Source organism: Burkholderia metallica, assembly GCF_902832845.1.
GTDB classification, from domain to species: Bacteria; Pseudomonadota; Gammaproteobacteria; order Burkholderiales; family Burkholderiaceae; genus Burkholderia; species Burkholderia metallica.
The window spans coordinates 44378-57672 of the sequence record NZ_CADFDB010000010.1; the positions used below are offsets into that span (position 1 = coordinate 44378).

Sequence of the window (13295 nt, forward strand, 5' to 3'; positions counted from 1 at the left end):
GGCGACGGCGGTCGCCCGGCGCCCGGCCGCTCAGGCCTGCCGTGCAGCGAGGCCGCCGGACGCGGCCGTGTGCACGACGATGCGGTTGCGCCCGCCTTCCTTCGCGCGATACAGCGCGTCGTCGGCCATCTTCAGCGCGGCCTGCATGTCGTCGTCGCATTCGGGATAGCTGGTCGTCACGCCGATGCTCACCGTCAGGCGCCCCGTCGCGGCGGCGTCGTGCCGGATGCCGAGATCGAGGACACCCGTGCGGATCGTCTCGGCGATCGCCGCCGCACCGTTCGTGTCGACGTCCGGCAGCACGACGACGAACTCCTCGCCGCCGTAGCGCGCCGCGTAATCGGCCGGGCGGCGCAGGCACCCGGCGATGCAGTGGCCGACCGCGGCGAGCGCGTCGTCGCCGGCCTGGTGCCCCTGCGTGTCGTTGTAGCGCTTGAAGTAGTCGACGTCGATGAACAGCAGCGACAGCGCGTGCTGCGAGCGCGCGGCACGGCGCCATTCGCGCTCGAGCGTGACGTCGAGCATCCGGCGGTTGTCGAGGCCCGTGAGGCCGTCGGTGCGCGCGAGCGCCTGCAGCTCGGTTTCCGCGCGGTGGCGCTTGCGCAACTGCACGTCGAGCAGCAGCGACAGGCCGACGAAGCCGATCGCGAGCGCGACCATCGCGGAGCCGATCGGAATCGCACGGTCGTGCCACGCGGCGTAGGTATCGGCTTCCGAGCGCGCGACCATGATGATGAGCGGCAGGTGCTCGAGGTGCCGGAACACGTACAGGCGTCGCACGCCGTCGATCGACGCGGTGTCGGCGAAGCTGCCTTCGCTGGCGGTCATGAAGCGCCGGAACGTGCTGGCGCGGCTGATGTCGCGGCCGACGATCTTCGGGTCGTACGGCTCGCGCGCGAGCATCTTGCCATCGGTATTGATCAGCGCGATCGAGCCGCGGTCGCCCAGCGACAGCCGTGAAAACAGGTTCTGGAAATATTCGAGCCGGATCGACATCACGGCGACGCCGCCGAACGAGCCGTCGGGCCTCGTGATCCGCCGGCTGAGCGCGATGCTCGGCGAGCCGCCGCGCAGCCGCGAAAAATACGGCGGGCTGACGTACAGGCCGACGTCGGCGCGGTCGCGGTGCACGGTGAAGTACGGCTCGTTGGCGAAGTTGGCCTTGCGCGGCACGTCGCTCTTGCCGTCGACCGCGATGTCGCCCTTCGCGTCGAGCACGTAGATGCCGCCGAGGTACTTGGCGGTCGTCGCGCGATCGAACAGCACCTGGCGGCGCAGCGGCATCGGCAGCTTGATGACATCGGGGTCGTTCTCGCCCTCGACGACGGCCTGCAGCGACAGCGAATAGATTTCGATGTTGCGCTCGATGTCCCACGACGCCATCAGCGCGAGGTTCTGCTGCATCGCGGCTGCGCGGTCGCGCGCGTCGATGCGGCCTTCGTACAGCACGATCCCGCACAGGATCAGCAGGAGCAGCGCGATCAGCAGCCCCGCATAGAAGATCCGGTGCGGCAGCAGGAACCGTCGCAGGTGAGCGGCGATCCGGCTCGTCAGGCCGGTTGCGCCGGGCATTGCGTAGTCGGTTTCTGCCATGGTCAGTGGATCGTTGGGGATTGCCGCCGGGAGGCGGGCCGATGCGATTGTTCGTATGACGTGTCGGCGTCGAGCCGTGATGCAGCCATTTCGAGCCTGCCTGCCGGGCGGCGGAGAAAATGGATACCGATTATCGGGAATCGCGGCCAGATATACCGGTAAATCAAACGTTCATCGGTGACATCCGCGCCGATTCGACGATCCGACGAATCGGGGAGCGCGAATCCAACGGAGTATAGCGCGCACGTCCGCGCGCGCGGAAAATGTTGCGAACCGTTGATCCGGGTCAAATTACGGTGAATACCCGGGCTTGCGAATATCGGGCAGCGCGTTGCGGCGCAAGGCTTCGCGGCATGAGGAGCCGTGGCGCGCGGGATGCCGCCGCCGATTTCCCCTGGTTAACGGCACGCCAACGCGAAAAATGAACGCATCCGGTATGTGCCGATTATTCGATTCAACGGTCGGGCGAACGCGAATATGAAAACGGGCGGCCGTTGCGACCGCCCGTTTCGTGAAGCCGGAGTACGGGGCTTGCGGGCTCCCGACATGCCGGGAGCCCGCAGCCCGCCCGTGCTCAGGCGCCGTGTTGCCGTGCCTTGAACGCGAGCCGGAACCGGTGCAGCAGCGGCTCGGTATAGCCGCTCGGTTGCGACGTGCCCTGCAGCGCGAGCGCGCACGCGGCCTGGAACGCGGTCGACCGGTCGTAGTCGGGCGCCATCGGGCGATAGTTCGGGTCGCCGGCGTTCTGCTGGTCGACGACACGCGCCATCCGCTTGAACACGTCGAGCACGAATGCTTCGGTGATCACGCCGTGGCGCAGCCAGTTCGCGATGTGCTGGCTCGAGATGCGCAGCGTCGCGCGGTCTTCCATCAGGCCGATGTCGTGGATGTCCGGCACCTTCGAGCAGCCGACGCCCTGTTCCACCCAGCGCACGACGTAGCCGAGGATGCCTTGCGCGTTGTTCTCGACTTCGCTCAGGATCTCGGCGTCGCTCCACTGCGCGCGCTCGACGACCGGCACCGTCAGCAGCCCTTCGAGCAGCGCGTCGCGCTCGCTCGCGTACGGCGTCTTTTCGAGTTCCTGCTGGACGGCCTGCACGTCGACGAGATGGTAGTGCAGCGCGTGCAGCGTCGCGGCGGTCGGCGACGGCACCCATGCGGTGTTCGCGCCGGCGCGCGGATGCGCGATCTTCTGTTCGAGCATCGCGTTCATCAGGTCCGGCATCGCCCACATCCCCTTGCCGATCTGTGCGCGGCCGCGCAGCCCGGCCGACAGGCCCGCGAGCACGTTGTTGCGCTCGTACGACTGGATCCACGCCGACGACTTCATGTCGCCCTTGCGGATCATCGGGCCCGCTTCCATCGCGGTGTGCATCTCGTCGCCGGTGCGGTCGAGGAAGCCGGTGTTGATGAACGCCACGCGCGCGGCGGCCGCGGCGATACACGCGGCGAGGTTCACGCTCGTGCGGCGCTCCTCGTCCATGATGCCCATCTTCAGCGTGTTGCGCGGCAGGCCGTACAGATCCTCGATGCGCGCGAACAGCATGTCGGCGAACGCGACTTCGTCCGGGCCGTGCATCTTCGGCTTCACGATGTAGATCGAGCCGGTGCGCGAGTTGCGCTTCGCCTTCAGGTCGTGCAGCGCGCACAGCACCGTGACGACGCCGTCGAGGATCCCTTCCGGAATCTCGTTGCCGTCGCGGTCGAGCACCGCGCCGTTGGTCATCAGGTGGCCGACGTTGCGCACGAACAGCAGCGAGCGGCCGTGCAGCGACAGCGTGCCGCCGGCGGGCGTCGTGTACTCGCGGTCGGCGTTCAGGCGACGCGTGAAGGTCTTGCCGCCCTTCGCGACCTCTTCGACCAGCGTGCCCTGCATCAGCCCGAGCCAGTTGCGGTAGAGCTGGACCTTGTCGTCGGCGTCCACCGCCGCGACCGAATCCTCGCAGTCGATGATCGTGCTGACCGCGGCTTCGAGCACGACGTCCTTCACGTGCGCGAGATCGGCGCGGCCGATCGGCGTCGACGCATCGATCTGGATCTCGAGGTGCAGGCCGTTGTGCTTCAGCAGGATCGCGGACGGCGCGCCGGCCGCGCCCTGGTAGCCGACGAACTGCGCCGGTTGCGCGAGGTGCACGACGCCTTTCGCGGTTTCGACGGCAAGCTGGCCGTCCTGCACGCGATAGCGCAGCGCGTCGCGGTGCGAGCCGCTCGCGAGCGGCGCGGCGTTGTCGAGCACGTTGCGCGCGTAGTCGATCACGCGCTGGCCGCGCGTCGGGTTGTATGCCGACGTGCGTTCGGCGCCGCCGTCTTCGGGCAGCGCATCGGTGCCGTACAGCGCGTCGTACAGGCTGCCCCAGCGGGCGTTCGCGGCGTTCAGCGCGTAGCGCGCGTTCGACAGCGGCACGACGAGCTGCGGGCCGGCCTGCGTGGCGATCTCGCTGTCGACGTTCGCGGTGGCTGCCGCGACGTTCGACGGGACCGGCACGAGATAGCCGATGCGTTCGAGGAACGCGCGATACGCGGCGTGGTCGCGCACGGGGCCGGGGTGCGCGCGGTGCCAGGTGTCGAGTTCCTGCTGCAGACGGTCGCGTTCCGCAAGGAGTTCGCGGTTGCGCGGCGCCAGGTCGTGCACCAGGGCCGAGAAGCCGCTCCAGAACGCGGCCTTGTCGATGCCGGTGCCCGGCAGCGCTTCGTTTTCAATGAACTGGCTCAGCGCGGGTGCGACTTGCAGTCCTGCTTGGTCGATCATCGTGATTCCTCCCGGGGAAAAATGCGCGCGCGGCTTTGGCTGGTCACGCCGCGACGCTTTGTGTGCCGGCGCGGGCGATCTGCGCGTCCTGTTCGGACTTTACGCCAGACACACCGATCGCGCCCGCGATCCGGCCGCCGACCGCGACCGGCACGCCGCCTTCGAGCAACCCCGTCAGCGGCGCGCTCAGAAACGCGGTGCGGCCACCGTTGATCATATCCTCATACGCCTTCGTCTCGCGCCGGCCCAGCGCCGCCGCGCGCGCCTTGTCCTGCGCGATGGTGGCGCTGGCCGCCGATGCGCCGTCCAGGCGCGCGAACGCGAGCAGGTGGCCGCCGTCGTCGACGACGGCGATCGACACGGCCCAGCCGTGACGTTCCGCCTCCGCGCGGGCGGCGGCGAGCATGCGCTCGGCATCGGCGAGTTCGAGTTCGGGTTTCATCTGCATGGCATTCCTCCGGAATCAGTCGGTTGACGAGGGGGTGTCGACGAGCTCGATCCAGTGGCGCACCGGCGTGCGGCCCGCGCCGTTCAGGTGAGTCTGGCACCCCATATTCGCCGTGACAATCAAATCCGGTCGCGCGGCTTCGCGCGCCTCGAGCCGGCCAGCGCGTCGAGCGGCTCGGCCGCGACGACCTCGGCGAGATCGCGCGCGAGCGCGCTCATACGTTGCGCTTTTTCCGCATAGACGGGGTCGGAGCGCAACAGGTCGCCGTATTCCTGCACGAACGCGCCGCAGCCGCTCGCCGTCAGCACGATCGCTTCCGCGCCGGCTTCGATCAGGCCGCCGGATGCGGCCCGGCAGCGAAATGCGTCGACGAGATCGACCCGACGATCACTCGGCCTGCGCCTGCGCCGGATAGGGATCGCATCGGTCACGGTCGTCCTCTGATGGGCCGTTGCGCGGGCCCGAATCCAGCCAGCCCAGGTTGAACTGAGTATGGCTGTAATAGCACCGCCGCGTAGGCCGGCCGGACACGGTCTTGTCGTCCAGGATCAACGTGTCCAGTTCGAGCGGCGTGGAAGGAAACACGACATCGGCGAGCGGAACCGGATTGACCAGACTTTCCTTGCGCCACCATTGCGCCGCGTCGCCGGCTACCACGCGACGACTGATCGACGCCTCGCCGTGCGCGGCGTAATAGAGCGCCATGGGCCGGTTCAACCGCGCGTCGTCGCTGGCTTCGAAGTGCAACAGCTTGCTAGGGACAAACAGGTCCTTCGGAATAACAAAAAAAGCCCGCCGAAGCGGGCAACCTCACGATGCGGAGGGGGAGATACGAATACGCGGGGCTGCGCGCTCAGCCTTTGGTCGCACCAAACGTCAGCCCTGCCACGAAATGCTTCTGCATCGCGAAGAACATCGCGACCGACGGCAGCGCGGCCAGGATCGATCCGGCCGAAACAAGATTCCACGAAGTCGTCCACTGCCCCTTCAGCGCGGCCACACCCGCCGTGATCGGCGCGGCCTCGTCGCCTTGCGTCAGACACAGCGCCCAGAAGTAGTCGTTCCACACGAACGTAAAGACGAGAATCGCCAACGCAGCGAGCGCCGGCCGGATCAACGGCAACACGATCTTCCAGAACACCGTCCATTCGCCCGCCCCTTCGATCCGCGCCGCCTCGATCAACTCGAACGGCAACTGCTTGATGAAGTTGCGCAGAAACAGCGTGCAGAACCCCGTCTGGAACGCGACGTGAAACAGGATCAGCGCCTCGACCGTGTTGAACACGCCGAGCCTGAGCGACAGATCCCGCACCGGAATCATCAGCACCTGCACCGGCACGAAGTTGCCGGCAACGAACGTCCCGAACAGCGCGGTACTCCCGCGAAACCGGTAGGTCGCCAGCGCAAAGCCGGCCATCGCCGCGAGCGCGATCGACCCGACGACGGAAGGCACCGTGATCTGCACGCTGTTCCAGAAGTAATGCAGCATCGGCGACGTCGTCAGCGCGTCGCGATAGTTCTCGATCATCGAGAAGTGCCGCGGCCAGCCCCAGTAGTGGCCTTCGACCAGTTCCTCGGTCGAGCGCACCGACGTGACGAACACCGCGATCATCGGCAGCAGCCAGATCAGCAGCGCGACGGGCAGCGACAGCTTGTACAGCCTGCGCGAGACGGGCTTCCATTGGGCAACGGGAGTCGGAAACATGATGGCCACCGGTCAGGTTATTGCTCGTTGCGCAGCAGGCGGCGCAACTGGAACACGATGTAGACGAGCATGATCGCGAACAGCACGACCGCAATCGACGCGGAATAGCCGAGCCGGTAATACTTGATCGCCTGGTCGTACATGTAATACGCAAGCACGGTCGAGCTTTCGAACGGGCCGCCGCTCGTCATCACCGAGATCAGGTCGAAGCTGCGCAGTGCGCCGATCACCGTGACGACGATCGCCATGAAGGTGGTCGGCCGCAGTTGCGGCAGCACGACGTGCCACAGCAGCGCGAAGCCGCGCGCGCCTTCCATCCGCGCGGCTTCGATCTGTTCCGGGTTGAGCGACGTGAGGCCGGTGAGGTACAGGATCATGCAGTACGCGGTCTGCGGCCACAGCGCGGCGAATACGATGCCGAACGTCGCGTAGCGCGCATCGCCGAGCACGGGGATGCCGTGGCCGGCGATCAGCGCGAGCAGCCCGAACGTCGGATCGTAGAACCACGAGAAGATCAGGCCGACCACCACACCGGACAGCACGAACGGCGCGAAGAACAGCGACTTCACGAGCCGGATGCCGGCCACGGCCTGGTTCAGATACAACGCGAGCGCGAGGCCGAGCGGCGGCGCGAGCATGAAGAGCGCGAGCCAGATCACGTTGTTGCGCAACGCGGTGTAGAACGTCGGCGCCTGCAGCAGCTCGGCGTAGTTCGCGAGACCGACGAAGGTGCGCTCGGTCATCCCGTCCCAGTTGTACAGGCTCAGCCAAAGCGTCGACAGGATCGGCCAGATCACATAGACGGCAACCATCGCGCAGGCCGGCGCGAGAAAGAGCCACGCGGCACGCCGCTGCCGCCGCACGGCGGGCGACGGGCGGCGTGCGTGCGGTGCGGCGGCGGATGTGCCGCGCGGCGGCGGCGCGGCACCGGCACCGGCGGGCGGGGTGGACGTGATCGGACTGGACACGGCAAGCCTCCTGAACGGGCGCGGCGGCACGGGGCCGCCGGTTGGGTCACGCGCTCACTTCTTGTAGATGCGCTTGCGGGTCTGTTCGAGTTGCGCGAGCACCGTATCGAGCTGCGCGGGATTGGCCAGGAACTGCTGCATGCCCTTCATCCCCTCGTCGGCCATTTCCTTCGTCATGTCGCGGTCGTAGAACTGCGCGACGCCGCCTTTCGTGTCGGCGAGGATCCGGAAGCCGATGCGCGAGATCGGATCGGCAGGTTCGGGAGACTTGCTGTTGGCCGACAGCGAACCGAGCCCTTCCGCGAGCTTCGCGCCCATCTCGGGCGTTTCGACGAACGCGAGGAACGTGTGCGCGTCGGCCTTGTTCTTCGCCTTCGTCGGGATATGCAGCGATTCGACCGGGCCGTCCTCGGCGGTCGGCACCTTCGGGTCGATGATCGGAAAGCGGTAGTAGCCCATTTCCTGCTTCACGCTCGGCGGAAAACCCGCCGCGATGAAGGTGCCCATCAGCATCATCGCGGCTTTGCCCTGGAACAGGAACGGCTGCGCGCCGTCGAGATCGTAGGACAGCGCGTTGTCGATGAAGTAGCCGGCATCGATCAGCGATTTCCACGTCGTGTAGACCTTCTTCACGCGTGGGTCGGTGTACGGCACGTCGCCGGCCATCAGTTGCTGGTGGAACGCGTTGCCGTTCAGCCGCAGGTCGAGATAGTCGAACCAGCCGGCGAGCGTCCACGCATCGCGGCCGCCGATCGCGATCGGCGTGATGCCGGCCGCCTTCAGCTTCCTGCACGCGTCGAGAAACTGGTCCCACGTCTTCGGCTCGTCGGCGATGCCGACCTTGCGGAACAGGTCCTTGCGGTAGAACAGCCCCCACGAGTAGTAGACGGTCGGCGCCGCGTACTGCTTGCCGTTGTACGACGATGCATCGCGCGTCGACGCATACATCGTGCCCCAGCCGTTCTTCGTCCAGTCGCCGCTCAGGTCCTCGAACAGCCCGCGCTTCGCGTAGTACGCCATCCGTTCGCCGGCGTGCCAGTTCACGACGTCCGGCGCGACGGTCGTGAGCCATGCGGGGAGCTGCACCTTGTACGCTTCCTCGTCGACGAAGGTCGCTTTCACGTCGATGTCCGGATGTGCCTTGCGGAACGCGTCGAGCGTCGACTGCCAGACCGTGCGCTGGCTGGCGCCCTTGAACGCGATGTTGATCGTCAGCGTGCCGGCATCGGCGGGCGCCGTCATGCCGAGCGATGCGAAAGCGATGGCGGCTGCCGTGGCGAGCCGGGCGGCGGCGCGAAGGGGGCGATGTGTCATGCGTGTCTCCAGTCCAGTGTGTCGTTGTGCGTGACCGGCGCGTCGTGGCGCCGGTGGCGGGGGGCTACGGTCGGCTTCGATACACGGCCACGTCTTGCGGCCCGACTTGCGCGGCGCCGAGCACGAACGCGGACGGCGGTACCGCGTCGATCGTGTGCGGCGTCGCGCCATAGTTGAACACGTAGGTCAGGCCGCCGCGCCGGCTCACGCGCACGCCGTCGCCGAGCGGCGTCGGCGCGAGGCCGGCTTCGGCCGCGACGTCGGCGAACAGCCGGGCGGTGGTCGCGTCGTCGAACAGCGCGGCCCAGTAGTGCAGCGTGCCGTGCGACACGCAGGCCGGGTGACCGTCGGCGAAGCGCGCACGGACGACGCTGCGCGTGTCGTCGTGCAGCTCGACGAAGTCGCGCCAGTGGCGTGCGGCGCCCGTGAGCGGTGTGCCGTCGCGCAGCGTGCCGTCGATGCGCTCGGTCACGTTCGGCCGCAGCGATTCGACGCGCCACACGCGCACCGGCAGGATCGACGCGAGCGGGCCGGGCGGCAGCGTCGGCGGGATCTGCAGGTCGACGGTCTTCGAACCGGTGCGCGGCCCGAGCACCGCCTGCGCGCCCGACGCGGCGAGCCGTTCGGCGAAATCGTCCGGCACTACCGGCAGCGGCGGCACGACGACGAGGCGGTAACCGTCGAGCGGCGCGTGCGCCGACACGATATCGACGTCGAGGCCGAGCGAACGCAACGCCGAGTAATACTCGAACGCGACGCGCGGGTAATGGAAATCGGCGCCCTGCGGCTGCACTTCGAGCAGCCACTTCGCGTCGTAGTCGAAGACCAGCGCGACGCTCGCGCGCACCGCGCCGTCCGCATCCACGCCGGCGTCGTGCACGGCCGCGATCTCGCGTGCGACGCGCTGCGCGTCGCGGCCGCCTTCGTCGAGCTTGTCGTCGGGTGTGTGCAGGCCCGCGTGCATCTGCTCCTGCGCGAACGGCGCCTGCCGCCAGCGGAAGTACGATACGCAGCCGGCGCCGTGCGCGAACGCCTCCCAGCTCCACAGGCGCACCATGCCCGGCAGCGGCGCGGGGTTCCATTGCGCCCAGTTCACGGGGCCGGGCTGCTGCTCCATCACCCAGAACGGCAGCTTCGACATGCCGCGGTACAGGTCGTGATTGAACGATGCGAAATCGGGATGGCCGGTGCGCAGCCAGCGCGCCTTCACGTCGGGCGCGAACCACAGCTCCTCGAGCGCGCCGAGCGGGTAGCTGTCCCACGTCGCGACGTCGAGGTCGCGCGCCACTTCGTAATGGTCGAACTCGGTGAACAGCTGCATGAAGTTGTGCGCGACCGGCCGGCCCGGCGAATGCGCGCGGATCACGTCGACCTGCATCCGGTGATAGCGCGCGAGCTCGTCGGATGCGAAGCGCCGGTAGTCGAGGCGATGCGACGGGTGGGCCTCGGTGACGGTGCCGACGGGCGCGTCGACTTCGTCGAAATGGCGATACTCCATGCTCCAGAACACGGTGCCCCACGCGCGGTTCAGCGCGTCGATCGTGCCGTAGCGCGCCTTCAGCCATGCGCGAAAGCGCACGAGCGCGGCTGGCGAATAACTGACGACGGTCTGGTGGCAGCCGAGCTCGTTGTCGGTCTGCCAGTAGCGCACGGCCGGGTGGCGGCCGTAGCGTTCGGCGACCGCCGTGCAGATCGTGCGCGACGCTTCGAGATAGGTCGGCGACGAGAAGTCGTAGTGACGGCGCGAGCCGAAGGCGCGCGGCCGGCCGTCCGCGCCGATCGCGAGGATGTCCGGATGACGGTCGACCAGCCATTTCGGCGGCGTCGCGGTGGGCGTGCACATCACGATTTCGAGGCCGGCCGCGCCGAGTACGTCGACCGCGCGATCGAGCCAGCCCCAGTCGTATTCGCCGGGCGACGGCTCGATACGGCTCCACGCGAATTCGGCGATCCGCACCTGCTCGATGCCGAGCGCTTTCATCCGGCGGGCATCGTCGGCCCACATCGTTTCCGGCCAGTGTTCCGGGTAGTAACAGACTCCGAGGCGCATGCCCGATCCTTATGCGTAGTGGTGAACGTGGACGTCGGCGCACGCGGGCAGCGCGCGGCCGTCTTCGGTGAAGAGATGGCAGGCCGCGGCCGGCGTCTGCACGAGCACACGCTCGCCTCTGCGTACCTGGGCGTCGCCGGGCACTTTCGCGATCAGCGAGTTGCCGCCGGGCTGGTCGAGGTGCACGTAGGTCTGTTCGCCGAGGCGTTCGACGAGCGCGACGTCGCGTGCGAGCGTCGTCGCGTCGGGCGCGGCGCCGAGCGTCAGGTGTTCGGGGCGGATGCCGAGCGTCACGGCGGCGCCGGCGCCAAGCGCCGAGCCGTCGCGCGGCAGCGTGAAGGTTTCGCCGGACGGCACGAGCGTGACGACCGTGCGATGCGCGTCGCACGCGGTCACGACGGCCGGCAGGAAGTTCATGCGCGGCGAGCCGATGAAGCCCGCGACGAAGCGGCTGGCCGGGTGGTGGTAGAGGTCGAGCGGCGCGCCGACCTGCGCGATGCTGCCGTGCTGCGCGGTATCCGCGCCGGCGTGCAGCAGCACGATCTTGTCGGCGAGCGTCATCGCTTCGGTCTGGTCGTGCGTCACGTAGACGACGCTCGCGCGTTCGAACTGCCGGTGCAGCCGCGCGATCTCGATGCGGGTCTGGCCGCGCAGCGCGGCGTCGAGATTCGACAGCGGCTCGTCGAACAGGAACACGCCGGGTTCGCGCACGATCGCGCGGCCGATCGCGACGCGCTGCCGCTGCCCGCCCGACAGCGCCTTCGGCTTGCGCTCGAGCAGCGTGTCGAGCTGCAGGATGCGCGCGGCATCGCGCACCTTCCGGTCGATGTCGGCTTTCGGCACGCGCGCGAGCTTCAGCCCGAACGCCATGTTCTCGTAGACCGTCATGTGCGGAAACAGCGCGTAGCTCTGGAACACCATCGCGACGCCGCGCTCGGCGGCCGGCACGTCGTCGACGCGGCGGCCGTCGATCGACAGCTCGCCCGCGCTCAGATCCTCGAGCCCGGCGATCATCCGCAGCAGCGTCGACTTGCCGCATCCGGACGGCCCGAGGAACACGCAGAACTCGTGCGCGCCGATCTCCAGATCGACGTCGCGAATGACCGGCGCGTGATCGCCATAGGCTTTCTGCACGCGTCGCATCGAGATGCTCGCCATTGTCTCCGCTCCATGTTCTAATGCGCTGTCATCAATGATTAAGCGCTTAATCATCGCGATCAAAAAAAGGGGCGATGCGATCGCGGCCGAGTCGCGCCCGTCGGTCGGGCGGCAGGGTGTGTGGCGATAGTGCGCCGCTTCGGTGAGCGAAGCAAATACTGGATAGACGTCCCATATAGTGAGCTAACGATGGCAACCCTGGATGAAGTGGCGCGCCGCGCCGGCGTGACGGCCGCGACCGTGTCGAACGTGCTGCGCGGTCGCGGCCGGGTGGGCGACGCGACGCGTGCGCGGGTGCTGGAAGCCGTGGCGGCGCTCGGGTACCGGCCGCATCTCGCCGCGCGGGCGCTGGCGGAGGGGCGCGCGCCGACGGTCGCGCTGATGGTGTCGAGCATCGCGAATCCGTTCTATCCGGAGTTCGCACTGGCGGTCGAGCGGGCGGTGCGGCGCAACGGGCAGTTCCTGATCGTCTGCAATACGAACGAAGATCCGCTGCAGGGGCGCGCGTATCTCGACCAGATCGCCGGCACGATCTCCGAAGGCATCCTCGTGACCAACGCGAACCTGCACCTGCCGGACCTGCGCGACGTGGCGGCGCGCGGCGTACCGGTCGTGCTGTGCTTGTGGGAGCGGCCCGACGCGCCGCCCGACGGTTTGCCGTGCGTCGCGATCGATTTCCGCGAGGCGGGGCGGATCGCCACGCGGCATCTGCTCGAACTGGGCCACGAGCGGATCGGCGTGATCGTCGGCGGGTCGGCGAGCGGCGTGCAGGCGGCGCGCTACGACGGCTTCGTCGACGTGATGCGCGAAGCGGGGCTCGATGCGTCGATCGTCGCGGCCGAACCCGATTCGATCGAAGGCGGCGGGCGCGCGGCGGGGCAGCTGCTCGATGCGCACCCGCGGTTGACCGCGCTCGTCGCGACCAACGACCTGCCGGCGATCGGCGCGATGCATGCGGCGGCCGATCGCGGCCGGCGTGTGCCGGACGATCTGTCGATCGTCGGGATTACCGACATTCATCTGGCGAGCGACACGCGGCCCACGCTGACAACGGTTGCGATCCCGACCGCCGAGGCCGCCGGCCTCGCGGTCGAACTGCTCAATACGTTGCGCGAGGCGGGTGGCCGGATCGACGATGCGTCGCGCGTGCGGATCGCGTCGTTGCCGCGACTGGTGGTGCGCGGTACGACGGCGGCGGTGTCCGGGCGACGCTCCGCCCTCTAGCGAGGGTCGACGTGCGCGGCATTGGCACGTTGCGGGCAATCGGTGGACATGCCCGTGACGTCTGCGGCGTGACTGCTTTTCGCGCA

The 13295-nt window shown here is 68.2% G+C and carries 10 protein-coding genes and 1 pseudogene; 1 reads left to right on the top strand and 10 read right to left on the bottom strand.

The features are described from left to right. Positions 1 to 30 precede the first annotated feature (30 nt). From HWX08_RS25195 to HWX08_RS25240, 10 genes and pseudogenes are all read right to left on the bottom strand, one after another. On the bottom strand, positions 31 to 1593 hold the full coding sequence (locus tag HWX08_RS25195; protein WP_174921018.1) for a sensor domain-containing diguanylate cyclase: 1563 nt from the start codon (positions 1591 to 1593) through the stop codon (positions 31 to 33). 574 nt (positions 1594 to 2167) lie between these two features. Next, positions 2168 to 4342 carry a malate synthase G gene (locus tag HWX08_RS25200; RefSeq protein WP_174921017.1) on the bottom strand — a complete coding sequence of 725 codons (2175 nt, stop codon included), beginning with the start codon at positions 4340 to 4342 and terminating at the stop codon, positions 2168 to 2170. A gap of 43 nt (positions 4343 to 4385) precedes the next feature. Beyond that, positions 4386 to 4790, bottom strand: coding sequence for a GlcG/HbpS family heme-binding protein (locus HWX08_RS25205; RefSeq protein WP_174921016.1), 405 nt, complete (start codon positions 4788 to 4790; stop codon positions 4386 to 4388). Positions 4791 to 4805: 15 nt separating this feature from the next. Further along, a pseudogene (locus tag HWX08_RS25210) lies at positions 4806 to 5122 on the bottom strand (hypothetical protein); the annotation flags it as partial. A gap of 55 nt (positions 5123 to 5177) precedes the next feature. Continuing rightward, on the bottom strand, positions 5178 to 5495 hold the full coding sequence (locus tag HWX08_RS25215; RefSeq protein WP_174921015.1) for a hypothetical protein: 318 nt from the start codon (positions 5493 to 5495) through the stop codon (positions 5178 to 5180). A gap of 148 nt (positions 5496 to 5643) precedes the next feature. Then, on the bottom strand, positions 5644 to 6495 hold the full coding sequence (locus HWX08_RS25220) for a carbohydrate ABC transporter permease (protein ID WP_069261021.1): 852 nt from the start codon (positions 6493 to 6495) through the stop codon (positions 5644 to 5646). Positions 6496 to 6512: 17 nt separating this feature from the next. Next, positions 6513 to 7463: a carbohydrate ABC transporter permease gene (locus HWX08_RS25225; protein WP_174921014.1), complete on the bottom strand. Its 951-nt coding sequence runs from the start codon at positions 7461 to 7463 to the stop codon at positions 6513 to 6515. Between the two features lie 54 nt (positions 7464 to 7517). Then, positions 7518 to 8777: an ABC transporter substrate-binding protein gene (locus HWX08_RS25230; RefSeq protein ID WP_174921013.1), complete on the bottom strand. Its 1260-nt coding sequence runs from the start codon at positions 8775 to 8777 to the stop codon at positions 7518 to 7520. Positions 8778 to 8841: 64 nt separating this feature from the next. After that, complete coding sequence (locus tag HWX08_RS25235; protein WP_174921012.1) at positions 8842 to 10827, bottom strand: beta-galactosidase; 1986 nt, start codon at positions 10825 to 10827, stop codon at positions 8842 to 8844. 9 nt (positions 10828 to 10836) lie between these two features. Next, positions 10837 to 11985, bottom strand: a complete 1149-nt coding sequence (locus tag HWX08_RS25240) for an ABC transporter ATP-binding protein (RefSeq protein WP_069261017.1) — start codon at positions 11983 to 11985, stop codon at positions 10837 to 10839. A 189-nt stretch (positions 11986 to 12174) separates the two neighbouring features. On the opposite strand from HWX08_RS25240, the gene HWX08_RS25245 reads away from it, so the two are divergent. Continuing rightward, on the top strand, positions 12175 to 13209 hold the full coding sequence (locus HWX08_RS25245) for a LacI family DNA-binding transcriptional regulator (RefSeq protein WP_069261016.1): 1035 nt from the start codon (positions 12175 to 12177) through the stop codon (positions 13207 to 13209). The last annotated feature ends 86 nt before the right edge of the window (positions 13210 to 13295 follow it).